Raw genomic sequence first — 17,555 nt, 5'->3', positions numbered from 1 at the left:
CGCTCTGTACAGTTAATCTTCGCGCCGGAGAGTCGATTGGACAGTCGCTGCCCTCTATGAAAATTAGGGGGGGGAGGAAAGTCCGGGCTCCATAGGGCGAAGTGCCAGGTAATGCCTGGGAGGCGTGAGCCTACGGAAAGTGCCACAGAAAATAACCGCCTAAGCGCTTCGGCGCCGGTAAGGGTGAAAAGGTGCGGTAAGAGCGCACCGCACGACTGGCAACAGTTCGTGGCTAGGTAAACCCCACTTGGAGCAAGACCAAATAGGGTCCCAAGGCGTGGCCCGCGCTGGGACCGGGTAGGTTGCTAAAGATGTCCAGTGATGGCCATCGTAGACGAATGACTGTTCACGACAGAACCCGGCTTACAGATCGACTCTCCACCTTTTTTTCTTCTGCCTGCGCTGCAGGCAGATTGCTATATTCGCAATTGCCTTATCCCCCCCTGCAATTCATCGCAAGATTATTTCCCGACGTAATGCCGAAAAGTTCTTACTCTTAACAAACTACTTTAAGTTTGAAGTCCAGAGCTTTGAATTTGCGGCGCGTCGCGGGTCAAAAAATCTCTCCGCTTACTGCTCCACGTCTATTTCCCCTCCTAAATCTCCGTTATGTAAGGGTTTTCCTGTAGGCCGCTCCTTGACGGTGGTGTGGGCGCATTCCTATAGTGTGCATAAGTGGTGAAAAGTGGCGTGAAGTGGGTTTTTTAGACGTAAAACGCTAATATTTGGAGATGCGGCCAGTGTTTCGCGGAGCCAACGCAATCAGTCTCGATGCCAAGGGCCGTCTCGCAATGCCGAGCCGGTACCGTGACGAGTTGAATTTGCGCAGTTCCGGGCAACTGATCGTGACCATTGATGCCGTTGATCCCTGCTTGTGTGTGTACCCCCTCGATGAGTGGGAGTTGATTGAAACCAAGCTTCGGGCGTTGCCTTCGCTGCGTGAAGAAAACCGCCGCTTGCAACGTCTGTTGATTGGTAACGCCGTCGACCTTGAGCTCGATGGCAGTGGTCGTTTTCTGGTACCGCCCCGCTTGCGTGAATATGCCCGACTGGACAAGCGCGCAATGCTGGTGGGCCAGCTGAACAAGTTTCAACTGTGGGACGAGGATGCTTGGGAGGCGGTTTCTGCCGCTGACCTTGCAGCCATTCAACAACCGGGCGCGATGCCTGACGAACTGCGTGATTTAATTCTGTGACTATAGATAGCGGCTTCAACCACATCACCGTACTGCTCGACGAAGCCGTAGAGGCTCTCGCCGTACGCCCTGATGGATGCTATCTGGATGGCACCTTCGGTCGCGGCGGACATAGCCGCCTGATACTCCAGAAGCTGGGCCCTGAGGGGCGTCTGCTCGGGTTCGATAAAGATCCACAAGCGATTGCCACCGGGCAAGCGCTGGCGGCCGAAGACGGCCGCTTTGTCATTGTGCAGCGCAGTTTTGCGGAAATGGGATCCGAAATTGCCGAGCGCGGTCTGACTGGCAAGGTCGACGGCGTGTTGCTTGATCTGGGTGTCTCCTCACCACAGCTTGACGACCCGGAGCGCGGCTTCAGCTTTATGAATGACGGCCCGCTGGACATGCGTATGGACCCTGATCGCGGTATCAGCGCGGCCGAGTTCGTCAACACTGCCTCCCAGGAGGAAATTGCCCGCGTATTCAAGGAATACGGCGAAGAGCGGTTTTCCGGTCGCATGGCCCGTGCGGTTGTCGAACGTCGCGATATCAAGCCGTTCGAGCGTACAGGCGACCTGGCCGAAGTGCTGAAAGTGGCCAACCCGGCCTGGGAGAAGGGCAAGCACCCGGCGACCCGCACTTTCCAGGGCCTGCGCATTCATGTGAACAACGAACTGGGTGACCTTGAGGCTGGCCTTGAAGCTGCCCTTGAGTCCCTGGCTATCGGCGGCCGCCTGGTCGTTATCAGCTTCCACTCGCTGGAAGACCGCATCGTCAAACTGTTTATGCGCAAACTGGTCAAGGGCGAGCCCGACAACCTGCCGCGCGGCTTGCCCGTGCAGCACGTTGCCTTCGAACCGAAGATCAAGATTCATGGCAAGGCACAGACCGCGTCCGATGCCGAACTCAAAGCCAATCCGCGCTCGCGCAGCGCTGTCATGCGCGTCGCGGAGAAGCTTCGTTGAACAAGCTCTTCGCCAAACCACTTCCCGGCGGAAGTTTTTTCATGCTGCTGTTGTTTATTGGCGTGCTGGTTTCGGCTGTGGGCGTTTCGTATAGCGCCCACTGGAACCGCCAGTTGCTCAACACCCTGTACGGGGAGCTGAGCGTACGGGACAAGGCGCAGGCCGAATGGGGCCGCCTGATTCTCGAGCAGAGCACCTGGACTGCCCATAGCCGCATCGAAACCCTGGCCAGCGAACAACTGAAGATGCGCATTCCTGGCGCAGCAGAAGTTCGAATGGTGGCGCCATGATCAAACTCGAAGGCGCGCTCTATCCGTGGCGTTTTCGTGTGGTGCTGGCATTGCTGGCACTGCTGGTAGGTGCAATCGCGTGCCAGATCGTTTATCTGCAAGTTATCGACCATGACTTCCTCAAGGGCCAGGGCGATGCTCGCAGCTTGCGGCATATCCCCATCCCTGCACACCGTGGCCTGATTACCGACCGCAATGGCGAGCCTTTGGCCGTGAGCACGCCGGTGACCACCCTGTGGGCCAATGCCAAGGAAATGCAGGTTGCCAAAGACCGTTGGCCAGCCCTGGCACACGCGCTTGGGCAAGACCCCAAGGTGCTGACCGCACGCCTGGAACAGCAAGCCAACAAAGAATTTATCTATCTGGTGCGGGGCCTGACTCCCGAGCAGGGCCAGGTGGTGCTCGACCTCAAGGTGCCGGGTGTTTATGGCATTGAAGAGTTCCGCCGTTTCTACCCAGCGGGTGAGGTGACGGCGCATATGGTCGGCTTTACCGATATCGACGATAAAGGACGCGAAGGCGTCGAACTGGCCTATGACGAATGGCTGGCCGGGGTGCCGGGCAAGCGGCAAGTGATCAAGGACCGGCGCGGGCGTCTGATCAAAGACGTGCAAGTGACCAAAAACGCCAAGGCCGGCAAGACCTTGGCGTTGTCGATTGACCTGCGCCTGCAATACCTGGCCAACCGCGAACTGCGCAATGCGCTGGTCGAGAACGGCGCCAAGGCAGGCAGCCTGGTGATCATGGATGTGAAGACCGGCGAGATTCTGGCCATGGTCAACCAACCCACCTACAACCCGAATAACCGTCGCAACCTGCAACCGGCGATGATGCGTAACCGCGCCATGATCGACGTGTTCGAGCCGGGCTCGACGGTCAAACCGATCTCCATGAGTGCCGCCCTGGAAACCGGGCGCTGGAAACCCACCGACAAGGTTGAGGTGTACCCGGGCACCTTGCAGCTGGGCAAATACACCATTCGTGACGTATCGCGCACTGAAGGTCCGGTCCTCGACCTGACCGGCATCCTGATCAACTCCAGTAACGTGGGGATGAGCAAGGTGGCCTTCGATATCGGCGGTGAAGCGATCTTCCGCCAGATGGCCAAGATGGGCCTGGGCCAGGACACCGGTCTGGGCTTCCCGGGCGAGCGTGTGGGCAACCTGCCCAACTACCGTGAATGGCGCAAGGCGGAAACCGCGACCCTGTCTTACGGCTACGGCGTGTCCGTGACCGCGATCCAGCTGGTGCATGCCTTCTCGGCCCTGGCCAACAACGGCAAGCTCGCTCCGCTGACCCTGCTCAAGACAGACAAGGACAAACCTGTTCAGGCCGCTCAGGTCATGCCGGAGCAAGTCGCCAAGACGCTGCAGGGCATGCTCCAGGAAGTAATCGAAAACCCGCGTGGTGTATGGCGTGCCAAGGTTCCGGCGTATCACGTCGGCGGCAAGTCGGGTACGGCGCGTAAAACCACGGGTGGTGGCGTAAAAGGCTACGCAGTGAACTCCTACCGTTCCCTGTTTGCCGGCTTTGGTCCCATGAGCGACCCGCGTTACGCGATCGTCGTGGTGATCGATGAGCCGAGCAAGGCGGGCTACTTCGGTGGTCTGGTTTCGGCACCGGTATTCAGCAAAGTCATGTCCGGCACGCTGCGTCTGATGAACGTGATCCCGGATAACCTGCCAACGGCAGCGGAGCAACAAGCAGCGGCAGCCGCTGCAGCAGCCAAAGGAGGGCGTGGCTAATGTCCCTGAGCCTGAACAAGATTTTCCCTCACGCCGGTCACGATCTGCTGATCCGTGAACTGACCCTCGACAGCCGCAATGTACGCGCAGGTGATCTGTTCCTTGCGGTGCCTGGCGGCAAGCTCGATGGTCGTGAACATATCGCTGACGCCCTTAAGCGCGGCGCTGCTGCCGTGGCCTATGAAGTGGACGGCGCTGATGTGCTGCCTATCTCTGCCGTGCCGCTGATTCCGGTCAAGGGCCTTGCGGCCCAGCTGTCGGATATCGCCGGGCGTTTTTATGGTGAGCCCAGCCGGCATCTGAATCTGGTAGGTGTCACTGGCACCAACGGCAAAACCAGCGTCACTCAGCTGGTGGCCCAGGCGCTTGACCTGCTGGGTCAGCACTGCGGCATCGTCGGCACCTTGGGCACCGGTTTTTATGGTGCGCTGCAAAGCGGTCGTCACACCACGCCAGACCCGATTGCCGTACAGGCCATGCTCGCCGACCTGAAAAAGGCCGGGGCCAAAGCGGTAGCGATGGAGGTTTCTTCCCATGGCCTGGATCAGGGGCGCGTCAGTGCGTTGGCATTTGACGTCGCCGTGCTGACCAACCTGTCCCGCGACCATCTGGATTACCACGGCACGATGGAGGCTTACGCCGCCGCCAAGGCCAAGTTGTTTGCCTGGCCGGACCTGCGCTGCCGGGTGCTGAACCTGGACGATGAATTTGGCCGCCAACTGGCCGCTGAAAAGCATGAGTCGCGCCTGATCAGCTATAGCCTTTTGGACACAGGGGCCACCCTGTACTGCCGTGATGCCATCTTTGATGATGACGGTGTGCGGGCCACCGTAGTGACGGCACAAGGCGAGCATCTGTTGCGCAGCTCGCTGCTGGGACGCTTCAACCTGAGCAACGTACTGGCTGCCGTTGGCGCCTTGCTTGGGCTGGACTACCCGCTGGACGAAATTCTCAAAGTGCTGCCCAAGCTGGAAGGCCCGGTCGGTCGCATGCAGCGTTTGGGTGGCGGCAACAAGCCGCTGGTGGTGGTTGACTACGCCCACACCCCGGATGCACTGGAAAAAGTACTGCTGGCCCTGCGCCCGCATGCCAAAGGTCAGTTGCTGTGCCTGTTCGGCTGCGGCGGCGACCGTGACCGCGGCAAGCGTCCGTTGATGGCGCAGGTGGTTGAGCGTTTGGCTGATGGTGTTCTGGTCACTGACGACAACCCGCGCACCGAAGCTGCAGGGCAGATCTTCGATGATATCCGTGGCGGTTTCGCTGCGCCGCAGAACGTCACCTTTGTCGCCGGTCGCGGCGATGCCATTGCCCGGATTATTGCCAATGCACAGGCAGAAGACGTGATCGTGCTGGCGGGTAAAGGTCATGAGGACTATCAGGAAATCAACGGCGAACGCCATGACTTCTCTGATCTGGTCGAAGCCGAAAAAGCCTTGAACACTTGGGAGGCTGCCCATGCTTAAGCCTCTGTTGCTCAGTGAAGTGGCTGCTGCCCTGCAGGGGCGTGTGGTAGATGTCGACTGCCGTTTCAGTGGGGTCAGCATCGACAGCCGGGCGATCAGCAAGGGTCAGCTGTTTATTGCGCTGACCGGCCCGCGTTTCGATGGCCACGACTACCTCAATGAAGTGGCTGCCAAGGGCGCTGTTGCCGCGCTGGTTGAGCGCGAAGTGCCGGAGTCGGCGCTGCCACAACTGGTGGTCAAGGACACCCGCGAAGCTTTGGGTCGCCTGGGTGCGCTCAACCGTGCCGGCTACGATAAACCGGTGGCGGCGATTACCGGCTCAAGCGGCAAGACCACGGTCAAAGAAATGCTCGCCTGCATTCTGCGCACCCGTGGCCCGGTGCTGGCGACCAAAGGCAACCTGAACAACGATCTGGGCGTGCCGCTGACGCTGCTGGAACTGACAGCTGAGCACACGTCTGCGGTTATTGAGCTGGGCGCTTCACGCCTCGGCGAAATTGCCTACACCGTGGCCATGACCCAGCCCCATGTCGCCGTGCTCAACAATGCCGGTACTGCCCACGTGGGCGAGTTCGGTGGCCCGGATAAAATCGTCGAAGCCAAGGGCGAAATCATCGAAGGGCTGAAGGCTGACGGAATCGCTGTCCTGAATCTGGATGACAAGGCATTCGCCATCTGGAAGAACCGGGCAGCGGGGCGCAAGGTGCTGAGTTTTGCCTTGAACAACCCTCAAGCCGATTTTTATGCCAGCGATCTGAGCCGTGACGCTCGCGGTTGCCCGGGCTTCACCTTGCACAGCCCGCTGGGTAGCGAGCAGGTCCAACTTAACCTGTTGGGCACCCACAACGTGGCCAACGCACTGGCCGCTGCGGCAGCTGCTAACGCCCTCGGCGTGTCGCTGTTTGGTATCAAAACCGGCCTTGAAGCCGTGTTGCCGGTAAAAGGTCGCGCTGTCGCGCAATTGACCGCCGCGGGCCTGCGAATTATTGATGACACTTACAACGCAAACCCCACCTCAATGTGCGCTGCCGTTGATATACTCGCCGCCTTTTCCGGCCGCACCGTCCTGGTGCTCGGAGATATTGGCGAACTGGGTGAGTGGGCGGAGCAAGGACATCGTGAAGTAGGCGCTTATGCCGCCGACAAAGTTTCAGCGCTCTATGCGGTGGGACCCATGATGGCTCATGCCGTCACTGCTTTTGGACACCAGGCTCGTCACTTCGCCAATCAGGCTGACCTGATCAAGGCGCTTCGCGCTGAGCACGAAACAAACACCACTATTTTGATCAAGGGCTCGCGCAGCGCTGCGATGGAAAACGTCGTTGCGGCTTTGTGCGGTTCCAGCGGGGAGAAACATTAATGCTGCTGCTGCTAGCGGAGTATCTGCAACAGTTCCATAAAGGCTTCGCGGTCTTCCAGTACCTGTCCCTGCGCGGGATCCTCGGGGTGCTGACCGCGTTGACCTTGTCGCTGTGCCTGGGGCCGTGGATGATCCGCACCCTGCAAAACCGTCAGATCGGCCAGTCGGTACGTAATGACGGCCCACAATCGCACCTGTCCAAATCGGGCACTCCGACCATGGGCGGCGCGTTGATCCTGTCGGCCATCGCCATCAGCACCCTGTTGTGGGCTGACCTGAGCAACCGTTATGTGTGGGTCGTGCTGATCGTGACCCTGTTGTTCGGCGCCATCGGCTGGGTGGATGACTACCGCAAGGTAATCGAAAAAAACTCCCGTGGCTTGCCAAGCCGCTGGAAGTATTTCTGGCAGTCGGTGTTCGGTCTGGGCGCGGCGATCTTCTTGTACGTGACGGCGCCAAGCGCGGTGGAAACCACGCTGATCCTGCCCATCCTCAAGGACGCCAGCATTCCGCTGGGCATCGGCTTTGTTGTTCTCACCTACTTTGTGATCGTGGGTTCGAGCAATGCGGTCAACCTGACTGACGGCCTCGATGGCCTGGCGATCATGCCCACCGTGATGGTCGGCGGTGCGCTGGGTATCTTCTGCTACCTGTCGGGCAACGTGAAATTTGCCGACTACCTGCTGATCCCTTATGTACCGGGCGCGGGTGAGTTGATTGTGTTCTGCGGCGCATTGATTGGCGCCGGTCTCGGGTTCCTGTGGTTCAACACCTACCCGGCACAAGTCTTTATGGGTGATGTCGGCGCACTGGCGCTGGGCGCAGCCCTGGGCACTATCGCCGTGATCGTGCGCCAGGAAATCGTGTTGTTCATCATGGGCGGTGTGTTCGTGATGGAAACCCTGTCCGTGGTGATCCAGGTAGCGTCCTTCAAGTTGACCGGCAAGCGGGTGTTCCGCATGGCGCCGATTCATCACCACTTTGAACTCAAAGGCTGGCCTGAGCCACGTGTGATCGTCCGCTTCTGGATCATTACCGTGATTCTCGTACTGGTCGGCCTTGCCACACTGAAGCTGAGGTAGAACCTGTGTCTCTGATCGCTTCTGACCACTTCCGCATCGTTGTCGGCCTCGGCAAGAGCGGCATGTCCCTGGTGCGCTTCCTGGCGCAACGGGGCGTGTCGTTTGCCGTGGCAGATACGCGGGAAAACCCGCCGGAGCTTGCCACGCTGCGCCGTGACTACCCGCAAGTGGAAGTGCGTTGTGGCGAGCTGGATGTCGAATTCCTGTGCCGCGCCGACGAGCTTTACGTGAGCCCCGGCCTGGCCCTGGCGACTCCGGCGCTGCAAGCTGCTGCTGCCCGCGGCGTGAAACTGTCGGGCGACATCGACCTGTTCGCGCGTAACGCGAAAGCGCCTATCGTGGCAATCAGTGGTTCCAACGCCAAAAGCACCGTGACCACCCTGGTCGGCGAAATGGCTGCGGCAGCCGGCAAGCGCGTTGCGGTGGGTGGCAACCTTGGCACGCCGGCACTGGACCTACTCAGCGATGATATCGAGCTGTACGTGATGGAGCTGTCGAGCTTCCAGCTGGAGACCACCAACCAGCTGGGTGCTGAAGTGGCCACAGTGCTCAATGTCAGCGAAGACCATATGGACCGCTACAGCGGCCTGCCTGCGTACCACCTGGCCAAGCACCGGATCTTCCGTGGCGCCCGGCAGGTGGTGGTCAATCGTCAGGATGCCCTGACCCGCCCGCTGATGAGCGAAGGTCAGCCGTGCTGGACTTTCGGCCTCAGCGCGCCGGACTTCAAGGCCTTCGGCCTGCGTGAAGAAAACGGCGAAAAATACCTCGCTTTCGAATTCCAGAACCTCATGCCCGTGCGCGAGCTGAAAGTGCGTGGCGCACATAATCAGGCCAATGCCCTGGCTGCCCTGGCGCTGGGTCACGCGGTTGGTCTGCCGTTCGACGCCATGCTCGCCAGCCTGCGCAATTTCACCGGTCTTGAGCATCGCTGTCAGTGGGTGCGCGAGCTGGATGGCGTGAGCTACTACAACGACTCCAAGGCCACCAACGTCGGCGCGGCACTGGCTGCTATCGAAGGGCTGGGGATGGACATGGATGGCAAGCTGATCCTTATCGCCGGCGGCGACGGCAAGGGCGCGGATTTCAGCGGCTTGCGTGATTCGGTTGCCAAGCACTGCCGCGCGGCAGTGTTGATAGGTCGTGATGCGGGGCTGATAGCCGACGCCCTTGGCGATGCCGTGCCGCAAGTGCGTGCCGGTTCGCTGGACGAAGCCATCGCACTGAGCCGCTCACTGGCGCAATCGGGTGATGCAGTCTTGCTGTCGCCAGCCTGCGCCAGTTTCGACATGTTCAAAAACTACGAAGAGCGCGGCCAGTTGTTCGCTCGCGCCGTGGAGGTGCTGGCATGATGTTCGGCATCCTCAAGCCTTATCCTTCACCGCTGATTACGGGCCGTGGCATCGACCTCGACTTCCCGTTGCTCGCCGGTTGCCTGGCCTTGCTCGGTCTGGGGCTGGTGATGATCACTTCGGCTTCGTCCGAAGTGGCGGCGTTGCAGTCGGGCAACACCCTGTACCACATGATCCGCCACCTGTTTTACATCGTGCTCGGCCTGGGCGCATGCATCATGACCATGATGGTGCCGATCGCGACTTGGCAACGCATGGGCTTCATGTTGCTGATCGGTGCATTCGGTTTGCTGGTGGCCGTACTGATCCCGGGCATTGGCCGTGAGGTAAACGGCTCGATGCGCTGGATCGGTTTCAGCTTCTTCAACGTGCAGCCTTCGGAGATCGCCAAGGTCTTTGTGGTGATCTACCTGGCGGGCTACCTGGTGCGTCAGCAGAAGGAAGTGCGGGATAGCTGGATGGGCTTTTTCAAGCCATTTATCGTGCTGCTGCCAATGGCCGGCCTGCTGCTGATGGAGCCCGACTTCGGAGCCACGGTTGTGATGATGGGCGCCGCTGCTGCCATGCTGTTTCTCGGTGGTGTCGGCCTGTTCCGTTTCGCTCTGATGGTGGCGCTGGCTGTCGGCGCGGTGTTCGTGCTGGTACAGGCACAGCCTTACCGCATGGCGCGTTTGATTACCTTTACCGACCCGTGGTCCGACCAGTTCGGCTCCGGCTACCAGTTGACCCAGGCCCTGATCGCCTTCGGTCGCGGCGAGTGGTTTGGTGTCGGTCTGGGCAACAGTGTGCAGAAGCAGTTCTACCTGCCTGAAGCACATACCGACTTCGTGTTTTCGGTACTGGCAGAAGAGCTGGGTGTTGTCGGCTCGCTGCTGACCGTGGCCCTGTTCGTATTTGTGTGTGTGCGCGGCATGTACATCGGCATGTGGGCCGAGCGCGCCAAGCAGTATTTCTCGGCTTATATGGCCTACGGCCTGTCGTTCCTGTGGATCGGCCAGTTCCTGATCAATATCGGGGTAAACGTCGGCTTGTTGCCAACCAAGGGCCTGACCCTGCCGTTCCTCAGTTATGGCGGCAGCTCGCTGGTGATTTGCTGCGTGTGCATGGGGCTGTTGCTGCGCATCGAGTGGGAGAGTCGAACCCACCTGGGCAGTGAAGAGACCGATTTCAAAGAAAGCGACTTTGCAGAGGAGCCGACCCATGGGCGCTAACGTGCTGATCATGGCGGGCGGCACCGGTGGCCACGTGTTCCCGGCGCTGGCTTGCGCCCGCGAATTCGAAGCCCGCGGCTACACCGTGCACTGGCTCGGTACGCCCCGTGGCATCGAGAATGAACTGGTCGAGCCTGCCGGTTTCAAACTGCACCTGATTAACGTGGCGGGCCTGCGTGGCAAGAGCAAGCTGTCGTTGCTCAAGGCCCCTTTTGTACTGCTCAAGGCGCTGTTTCAGGCGCGCAGGATCATTCGTCAACTCAAGCCGGTGTGTGTGCTGGGTTTTGGCGGTTACGTGACCGGGCCAGGCGGCCTAGCGGCGAAAACCTGCGGTGTACCGGTGATCATTCATGAGCAGAACGCGGTAGCCGGTACGGCCAACCGCCTGCTGGTGCCGATGACCAGCCGGGTGTGCGAAGCCTTTCCCGGCACCTTTGCAGCCTCGCAGACGCTGCGTAGCACCGGTAACCCGGTACGCCCCGAGCTGTTTACCCTGGCGCCTCGGGCTGCGCTCGAAGGGCGCAAGGCGCGCTTGCTGGTACTGGGCGGCAGCCTCGGCGCCGAGCCGTTGAACAAGTTGTTGCCTGAAGCGCTGGCCAAGGTCCCGGCTGACGTTCGCCCTGAAGTGTTTCACCAGGCCGGCAAGCAGCATGACCGGATTACCGCCGAGCGCTATGCCGCGGTCGGCGTCGAGGCTGACGTACAGCCTTTTATCAAGGATATGGCCCATGCCTATGGCTGGGCCGACCTGGTGGTTTGTCGCGCAGGCGCGCTGACCGTCAGTGAACTGGCTGCGGCCGGTCTGCCTTCGCTGCTGGTGCCATTGCCCCACGCGATCGATGACCATCAGAGCCGTAACGCCGACTTTTTGGCACGCGAGGGCGCAGCCTTCCTGATGCCGCAAGCGACAACTGGCGCAGCCGAACTGGCTGCACGCCTGACAGAGGTTTTGATGCAACCGGAACGACTCAACAGCATGGCGGCCAATGCCCGCCGCCTGGCCAAACCCGATGCGACCCGCAACGTTGTAGATATCTGCCTGGAGGTGGCCAATGGTTGAGAATCAAAAAGCTATGCCACAACCGGAAATGCGCCGTATCCGTCGCATCCACTTCGTCGGTATCGGCGGCGTGGGTATGTGCGGTATCGCCGAAGTGTTGCTGAACCTGGGCTATGAAGTGTCGGGCTCGGACCTGAACGCTTCGCCTGTGACCGAGCGGCTCGAGTCCTTCGGCGCACACATTTATATCGGCCACCGCGCCGAGAACGCCGCCAACGCCGATGTGCTGGTGGTATCGAGTGCCGTGAATACCTCCAACCCCGAGGTTGCCAGTGCACTTGAGCGCCGCATTCCGGTGGTGCCTCGTGCCGAGATGCTGGCCGAGCTGATGCGCTATCGCCACGGTATCGCTGTTGCCGGTACCCACGGCAAAACCACTACCACCAGCTTGCTGGCCTCGGTGTTCGCGGCCGGTGGCCTGGACCCGACGTTCGTGATCGGTGGCCGCCTGAATGCAGCCGGTACCAATGCACAACTGGGTACCAGCCGTTACCTGATTGCCGAAGCTGATGAAAGCGATGCCAGCTTCCTGCATCTGCAGCCGTTGGTGGCGGTGGTCACCAATATTGACGCTGACCATATGGCGACCTACGAAGGCGACTTCAACAAGCTGAAGAAGACCTTCGTCGAGTTCCTGCACAACCTGCCGTTCTACGGCTTGGCCGTGCTGTGCCTGGACGATCCGGTGGTGCGTGAAATCCTGCCGCTGGTCAAGCGTCCGACCGTGACCTACGGCTTCAGCGAAAACGCTGATGTACGCGCGATCAATGTTCGCCAGCAGGGCATGCAAACCTTCTTCACCGTGTTGCGCCCTGACCGCGAGCCGCTGGATGTGTCGGTGAACATGCCGGGCAACCACAACGTGCTCAATGCCCTGGCCACCATCTGCATAGCCTCTGATGAAGGCATCAGCGATGAAGCCATCGTTCAGGGCCTGTCGGGCTTTGAAGGGGTGGGGCGACGCTTCCAGGTTTATGGCGAGCTGCCAGTTGATGGCGGCAGCGTGATGCTGGTCGATGACTACGGTCACCACCCGACCGAAGTCGCCGCGGTGATCAAGGCCGTACGTGGTGGCTGGCCGGAACGTCGCCTGGTGATGGTGTACCAGCCGCACCGTTTCAGCCGCACCCGTGACCTGTACGACGATTTCGTCCAGGTACTGGCCGATGCCAACGTATTGCTGTTGATGGAAGTCTACCCGGCTGGCGAAGAGCCGATTCCCGGGGCTGACAGCCGCCAGCTGTGCCACAGCATCCGTCAGCGCGGCCAGCTGGACCCGATCTACATCGAGCGCGGCGTCGAGCTGGCGCCGATCGTCAAGCCGCTGCTGCGCGCTGGCGACATTCTATTGTGCCAAGGGGCGGGCGATATCGGCCGTCTGGCACCGCAACTTATCAAGAGCCCGCTGTTCGCCGGCGCTGTTGCCGCTACCAGTGAAGGAAAGTTGAAATGACTGCTGCCTATGCCAATCTGTTCTCGACCATTGCCCCAGCCGATTTCGGCCGTGTGGCCGTGTTGTTCGGCGGCAAAAGCGCTGAGCGTGAAGTCTCGTTGAAGTCGGGCAATGCCGTGCTGGGCGCGCTGCAAAGCGCCGGTGTGGATGCCTTCGGTATTGATGTGGGCGATGACTTCATCACCCGTATCACCAGCGAAAAAATCGACCGCGCGTTCATCATCCTTCATGGTCGTGGCGGTGAAGACGGCAGCATGCAAGGCCTGCTGGAGTGCCTGGGCATTCCTTACACCGGCAGCGGCATCCTCGCGTCGGCCCTGGCCATGGACAAGCTGCGCACCAAACAGGTGTGGCACAGCCTGGGTATTCCAACGCCACGTCACGCAGTATTGAGCAGCGAAGCCGATTGTATTTCTGCGGCCAAGGAACTGAGCTTCCCTTTGATCGTCAAACCGGCTCATGAAGGTTCAAGTATCGGTATGGCCAAAGTGAGTAACGTGGACGAGTTGATCGTCGCGTGGGCCGATGCCAGCAAGTACGACTCGCAAGTGTTGGTTGAGCAGTGGATCACAGGTCCCGAGTTCACCATCGCCACCCTGCGTGACCAGGTGTTGCCACCGATTGCCCTGGGTACGCCCCACAGCTTTTACGACTACGACGCCAAGTACGTGGCCAACGATACCCAGTATCGGATCCCGTGCGGCCTCGACAGTGCCAAGGAACAGGAGCTCATGGACCTCACGGCGAAAGCCTGCGAGGCGATCGGCATTGCCGGTTGGGGCCGTCTGGACGTGATGCAGGACACCGCAGGCCAGTTCTGGCTGCTGGAAGTCAACACCGCGCCGGGCATGACCGATCACAGCCTGGTGCCGATGGCGGCCAAGGCGGCGGGTCTGGATTTCCAACAGCTGGTGCTGTCGATTCTGGCGGCAAGTTTAGAGGCGCGGGGTTAAGTCCATGCAAGGTGCATCGCTTCGTCATCAACCACCCGCTCCCGGCCGCAAGCCGGTGCCGCGTGGCGCCAGCCGGATGGTGGCGAAAGAGCCGATGTCGGTGCGTTTGCCAAAAGCCAATTTCGGCTTTTTGAAAGCGTTGTTCTGGCCGGTGCTGCTGGTGGCGTTGGGTTATGGCACCTATGAAGGTGCGCAGCGCCTGATGCCCTATGCCGATCGCCCGATCACCAATATCAACGTGCAGGGCGATTTGACCTATATCAGCCAGCAAGCCGTGCAGCAGCGCATTGCCCCTTATGTGGCAGCGAGCTTCTTTACGGTAGACCTGGAAGGCATGCGCACCGAGCTCGAGCAGATGCCCTGGATCGCCCACGCCGAAGTCCGTCGCGTGTGGCCCGACCAGGTGGTGATTCGCCTTGAAGAGCAACTGCCGGTTGCGCGTTGGGGGGATGAGGCACTGTTGAACAACCAGGGCCAGGCGTTCACCCCGCGTGAGCTGGCCAATTACGAACATTTGCCGCAGCTGTTTGGTCCACAACGGGCTCAGCAGCAGGTGATGCAGCAGTATCAGGTGTTGAGCCAGATGCTGCGTCCGATGGGCTTTTCCATAGCCCGGCTGGAGTTGCGTGAGCGCGGTAGCTGGTTCCTGACCACTGGAGCCGGTAGTGCAGGGCCCGGGATCGAGCTGTTGTTGGGGCGCGATCATCTGGTAGAAAAAATGCGTCGTTTCATAGCCATCTATGAAAAAACGCTGAAAGAACAGATTACAAACATAGCGCGCATCGATTTGCGTTATGCCAACGGATTGGCCGTCGGCTGGCGGGAACCTGTGGCACCCACGATAGCCCAACCCGCTGTCGCGAAGAATTAAGAAGAGGCAGGACCCATGGCAAATGTGCAAAGCGGCAAAATGATCGTCGGCCTCGATATCGGCACCTCCAAGGTGGTTGCGCTGGTAGGCGAGGTCGGTGAAGACGGCACGATCGAAATCGTCGGTATTGGCACGCACCCGTCCCGTGGCCTGAAGAAAGGCGTGGTGGTGAACATCGAGTCCACCGTGCAATCGATCCAGCGCGCCATCGAAGAAGCGCAGCTGATGGCCGGTTGCCGGATTCACTCGGCATTTGTCGGCGTGGCCGGCAATCACATCCGCAGCCTGAATTCCCACGGCATCGTGGCGATTCGTGATCGTGAAGTCAGCACCGCCGACCTTGAGCGCGTCCTCGACGCCGCCCAGGCTGTCGCGATCCCGGCTGACCAGCGTGTGCTGCACACCCTGGCGCAGGACTATGTGATCGATAACCAGGAAGGCGTACGTGAGCCACTGGGCATGTCGGGCGTACGTCTTGAAGCCAAGGTTCACGTCGTGACCTGCGCCGTGAATGCCGCGCAAAACATCGAGAAGTGTGTACGCCGCTGTGGCCTTGAGGTGGACGACATCATCCTTGAGCAGTTGGCATCGGCTTACTCGGTACTGACCGATGACGAAAAAGAACTGGGCGTTTGCCTGGTTGATATCGGCGGCGGCACCACCGACATCGCGATCTTCACCGAAGGCGCGATTCGCCATACGGCAGTGATCCCGATTGCCGGTGACCAGGTGACCAACGACATCGCCATGGCGCTGCGTACACCAACGCAATATGCCGAAGAAATCAAGATTCGTTACGCCTGTGCACTGGCCAAACTGGCCGGTGCCGGCGAAACCATCAAGGTGCCAAGCGTGGGCGATCGCCCACCCCGTGAACTGTCCCGTCAGGCCCTGGCCGAAGTGGTCGAGCCGCGTTACGACGAGCTGTTCACCCTGATTCAGGCCGAGCTGCGTCGCAGCGGTTACGAAGACCTGATTCCGGCGGGCATCGTGTTGACCGGTGGTACTTCAAAGATGGAAGGCGCGGTCGAACTGGCCGAAGAGATCTTCCACATGCCGGTCCGTCTGGGTGTGCCGCACAGTTTCAAGGGCCTCACCGACGTTGTGCGCAATCCGATTTATTCCACCGCTGTGGGCTTGTTGTTGTACGGGCTGCAAAAGCAGTCAGACGGTATTTCGATATCGGGTATCAGCAACCGCGACAACTACAGCAGTGACGAACAAAAAGCCCCTGTGCTTGAGCGCCTCAAGCGCTGGGTACAGGGCAACTTTTAAAGCTTGAGCTGTAAACAGATTCAAAGCGGTAGAAGTAGGCGAAAAAAACTAGAGAAATGAAAGGAGAGGGACCATGTTCGAACTCGTAGACAACATCCCGCAAAGCCCGGTAATCAAAGTTATCGGTGTTGGTGGTGGCGGTGGCAATGCTGTTAACCACATGGTTAAGAGCAACATCGAAGGCGTGGAATTCATCTGCGCCAACACAGACGCACAAGCGCTCAAAAGCATTGGTGCGCGTACCATCCTGCAACTGGGCACTGGCGTGACCAAGGGCCTGGGTGCCGGCGCGAACCCTGAGGTCGGTCGTCAGGCTGCCCTGGAAGACCGCGAGCGTATCGCTGAAGTGTTGCAGGGCACCAACATGGTGTTCATCACCACGGGCATGGGCGGTGGTACCGGTACCGGTGCTGCGCCGATCATTGCCGAAGTGGCCAAGGAAATGGGCATCCTCACCGTTGCGGTGGTGACCCGTCCGTTCCCGTTCGAAGGTCGCAAGCGCATGCAGATCGCCGACGAAGGTATTCGTCTGCTGTCCGAAAGCGTCGATTCGTTGATTACGATTCCGAACGAAAAACTGCTCACCATCCTGGGTAAAGACGCAAGCCTACTGTCTGCGTTCGCCAAGGCCGATGACGTACTGGCCGGTGCCGTTCGCGGTATCTCCGACATCATCAAGCGTCCGGGCATGATCAACGTCGACTTTGCCGACGTACGCACCGTGATGAGCGAAATGGGCATGGCGATGATGGGCACTGGCTGCGCCAGCGGTCCGAACCGTGCACGTGAGGCCACCGAAGCGGCCATTCGCAACCCGTTGCTCGAAGACGTGAACCTGGAAGGCGCTCGCGGCATCCTGGTAAACATCACCGCCGGCCCTGACCTGTCCCTGGGTGAGTACTCCGACGTGGGCAGCATCATCGAAGCCTTCGCTTCGGAACACGCAATGGTCAAGGTCGGTACTGTTATCGATCCGGACATGCGTGACGAGCTGCATGTCACTGTGGTTGCTACCGGTCTGGGTGCAAAAATCGAGAAGCCGGTCAAGGTTGTCGACAACACCCTGCAGGCTTCGTACGCAGCTTCGGCAGCACACAGCGCCCCTGTTCGTCAGGAAACCCGTACCGAGCGTCAGGAACAACCGGTGGTCAACTACCGTGATCTGGATCGCCCGACCGTGATGCGCAACCAGGCCCAGCAAGGCGCGACGACTGCTGCCAAGCTCAATCCGCAAGATGATCTGGATTACCTGGACATCCCGGCTTTCCTGCGTCGCCAGGCTGATTAATGAAATCAATCA

At 60.0% G+C, this 17,555-nt stretch carries 15 protein-coding genes and 1 other RNA gene; all 16 read left to right on the top strand.

The window, feature by feature from the left end; all coding sequences use genetic code 11:
* The first annotated feature begins 28 nt into the window (after positions 1 to 28).
* The 16 genes from rnpB to ftsZ all read left to right on the top strand — a co-directional run bounded on the left by rnpB (position 29) and on the right by ftsZ (position 17,543).
* Positions 29 to 382, top strand: an RNA gene (gene rnpB, locus EQV96_RS12395) — RNase P RNA component class A.
* 358 nt (positions 383 to 740) lie between these two features.
* The gene (gene mraZ / locus EQV96_RS12390; protein ID WP_095001541.1) at positions 741 to 1,196 is read left to right on the top strand and encodes a division/cell wall cluster transcriptional repressor MraZ; all 456 of its coding nucleotides are present in this window, start codon (positions 741 to 743) and stop codon (positions 1,194 to 1,196) included.
* Between the two features lie 2 nt (positions 1,197 to 1,198).
* Positions 1,199 to 2,140: a 16S rRNA (cytosine(1402)-N(4))-methyltransferase RsmH gene (rsmH, locus tag EQV96_RS12385; protein WP_095032003.1), complete on the top strand. Its 942-nt coding sequence runs from the start codon at positions 1,199 to 1,201 to the stop codon at positions 2,138 to 2,140.
* On the top strand, positions 2,137 to 2,430 hold the full coding sequence (ftsL, locus tag EQV96_RS12380; RefSeq protein ID WP_019823808.1) for a cell division protein FtsL: 294 nt from the start codon (positions 2,137 to 2,139) through the stop codon (positions 2,428 to 2,430). The genes rsmH and ftsL overlap by 4 nt, the downstream gene beginning before the upstream one ends.
* On the top strand, positions 2,430 to 4,175 hold the full coding sequence (locus EQV96_RS12375) for a penicillin-binding transpeptidase domain-containing protein (RefSeq protein ID WP_169916836.1): 1,746 nt from the start codon (positions 2,430 to 2,432) through the stop codon (positions 4,173 to 4,175). Before ftsL ends, EQV96_RS12375 begins: the two co-directional genes overlap by 1 nt.
* The gene (locus EQV96_RS12370; protein WP_240882081.1) at positions 4,175 to 5,638 is read left to right on the top strand and encodes a UDP-N-acetylmuramoyl-L-alanyl-D-glutamate--2,6-diaminopimelate ligase; all 1,464 of its coding nucleotides are present in this window, start codon (positions 4,175 to 4,177) and stop codon (positions 5,636 to 5,638) included. The genes EQV96_RS12375 and EQV96_RS12370 overlap by 1 nt, the downstream gene beginning before the upstream one ends.
* The gene (gene murF / locus EQV96_RS12365) at positions 5,631 to 6,998 is read left to right on the top strand and encodes a UDP-N-acetylmuramoyl-tripeptide--D-alanyl-D-alanine ligase (RefSeq protein ID WP_240882080.1); all 1,368 of its coding nucleotides are present in this window, start codon (positions 5,631 to 5,633) and stop codon (positions 6,996 to 6,998) included. The genes EQV96_RS12370 and murF overlap by 8 nt, the downstream gene beginning before the upstream one ends.
* Positions 6,998 to 8,080, top strand: a complete 1,083-nt coding sequence (gene mraY / locus EQV96_RS12360; protein WP_095001537.1) for a phospho-N-acetylmuramoyl-pentapeptide-transferase — start codon at positions 6,998 to 7,000, stop codon at positions 8,078 to 8,080. Before murF ends, mraY begins: the two co-directional genes overlap by 1 nt.
* A 5-nt stretch (positions 8,081 to 8,085) precedes the next feature.
* Positions 8,086 to 9,432 (top strand): UDP-N-acetylmuramoyl-L-alanine--D-glutamate ligase, encoded by a 1,347-nt coding sequence (murD, locus tag EQV96_RS12355; RefSeq protein ID WP_095001536.1) that lies wholly within the window; start codon positions 8,086 to 8,088, stop codon positions 9,430 to 9,432.
* On the top strand, positions 9,432 to 10,643 hold the full coding sequence (gene ftsW, locus EQV96_RS12350; protein ID WP_165446512.1) for a putative lipid II flippase FtsW: 1,212 nt from the start codon (positions 9,432 to 9,434) through the stop codon (positions 10,641 to 10,643). Before murD ends, ftsW begins: the two co-directional genes overlap by 1 nt.
* Positions 10,633 to 11,703 carry an undecaprenyldiphospho-muramoylpentapeptide beta-N-acetylglucosaminyltransferase gene (gene murG, locus EQV96_RS12345; protein ID WP_095001534.1) on the top strand — a complete coding sequence of 357 codons (1,071 nt, stop codon included), beginning with the start codon at positions 10,633 to 10,635 and terminating at the stop codon, positions 11,701 to 11,703. Before ftsW ends, murG begins: the two co-directional genes overlap by 11 nt.
* Complete coding sequence (gene murC / locus EQV96_RS12340) at positions 11,696 to 13,156, top strand: UDP-N-acetylmuramate--L-alanine ligase (protein ID WP_095001533.1); 1,461 nt, start codon at positions 11,696 to 11,698, stop codon at positions 13,154 to 13,156. The genes murG and murC overlap by 8 nt, the downstream gene beginning before the upstream one ends.
* Positions 13,153 to 14,109 carry a D-alanine--D-alanine ligase gene (locus tag EQV96_RS12335; RefSeq protein WP_088379010.1) on the top strand — a complete coding sequence of 319 codons (957 nt, stop codon included), beginning with the start codon at positions 13,153 to 13,155 and terminating at the stop codon, positions 14,107 to 14,109. Before murC ends, EQV96_RS12335 begins: the two co-directional genes overlap by 4 nt.
* A gap of 4 nt (positions 14,110 to 14,113) precedes the next feature.
* Positions 14,114 to 14,980, top strand: coding sequence for a cell division protein FtsQ/DivIB (locus EQV96_RS12330; protein ID WP_095001532.1), 867 nt, complete (start codon positions 14,114 to 14,116; stop codon positions 14,978 to 14,980).
* Positions 14,981 to 14,995: 15 nt separating this feature from the next.
* Positions 14,996 to 16,255, top strand: coding sequence for a cell division protein FtsA (gene ftsA, locus EQV96_RS12325; RefSeq protein WP_016779533.1), 1,260 nt, complete (start codon positions 14,996 to 14,998; stop codon positions 16,253 to 16,255).
* 73 nt (positions 16,256 to 16,328) lie between these two features.
* A complete protein-coding gene (ftsZ, locus tag EQV96_RS12320) occupies positions 16,329 to 17,543 on the top strand; it encodes a cell division protein FtsZ (protein WP_095001531.1) in 1,215 nt (404 codons plus the stop codon).
* Positions 17,544 to 17,555: the final 12 nt, after the last annotated feature.

Origin of the sequence: Pseudomonas sp. TMW22080, assembly GCF_022496745.1 — a bacterium.
GTDB lineage: Bacteria > Pseudomonadota > Gammaproteobacteria > Pseudomonadales > Pseudomonadaceae > Aquipseudomonas > Aquipseudomonas bubulae.
The sequence above is the reverse complement of the archived record's forward strand: the minus strand, read 5'-3'. Positions and strand labels throughout refer to the sequence as shown.

Excerpts from the sequence above, each read along its gene's own strand:
- ftsW (WP_165446512.1), top strand. The coding sequence starts at position 9,432 with ATGTTCGGCATCCTCAAGCCTTATCCTTCACCGCTGATTACGGGCCGT.
- murG (WP_095001534.1), top strand. The coding sequence starts at position 10,633 with ATGGGCGCTAACGTGCTGATCATGGCGGGCGGCACCGGTGGCCACGTG.
- ftsZ (WP_095001531.1), top strand. The coding sequence starts at position 16,329 with ATGTTCGAACTCGTAGACAACATCCCGCAAAGCCCGGTAATCAAAGTT.
- ftsA (WP_016779533.1), top strand. The coding sequence starts at position 14,996 with ATGGCAAATGTGCAAAGCGGCAAAATGATCGTCGGCCTCGATATCGGC.
- EQV96_RS12370 (WP_240882081.1), top strand. The coding sequence starts at position 4,175 with ATGTCCCTGAGCCTGAACAAGATTTTCCCTCACGCCGGTCACGATCTG.
- murC (WP_095001533.1), top strand. The coding sequence starts at position 11,696 with ATGGTTGAGAATCAAAAAGCTATGCCACAACCGGAAATGCGCCGTATC.
- EQV96_RS12335 (WP_088379010.1), top strand. The coding sequence starts at position 13,153 with ATGACTGCTGCCTATGCCAATCTGTTCTCGACCATTGCCCCAGCCGAT.
- murF (WP_240882080.1), top strand. The coding sequence starts at position 5,631 with ATGCTTAAGCCTCTGTTGCTCAGTGAAGTGGCTGCTGCCCTGCAGGGG.
- EQV96_RS12330 (WP_095001532.1), top strand. The coding sequence starts at position 14,114 with ATGCAAGGTGCATCGCTTCGTCATCAACCACCCGCTCCCGGCCGCAAG.
- mraY (WP_095001537.1), top strand. The coding sequence starts at position 6,998 with ATGCTGCTGCTGCTAGCGGAGTATCTGCAACAGTTCCATAAAGGCTTC.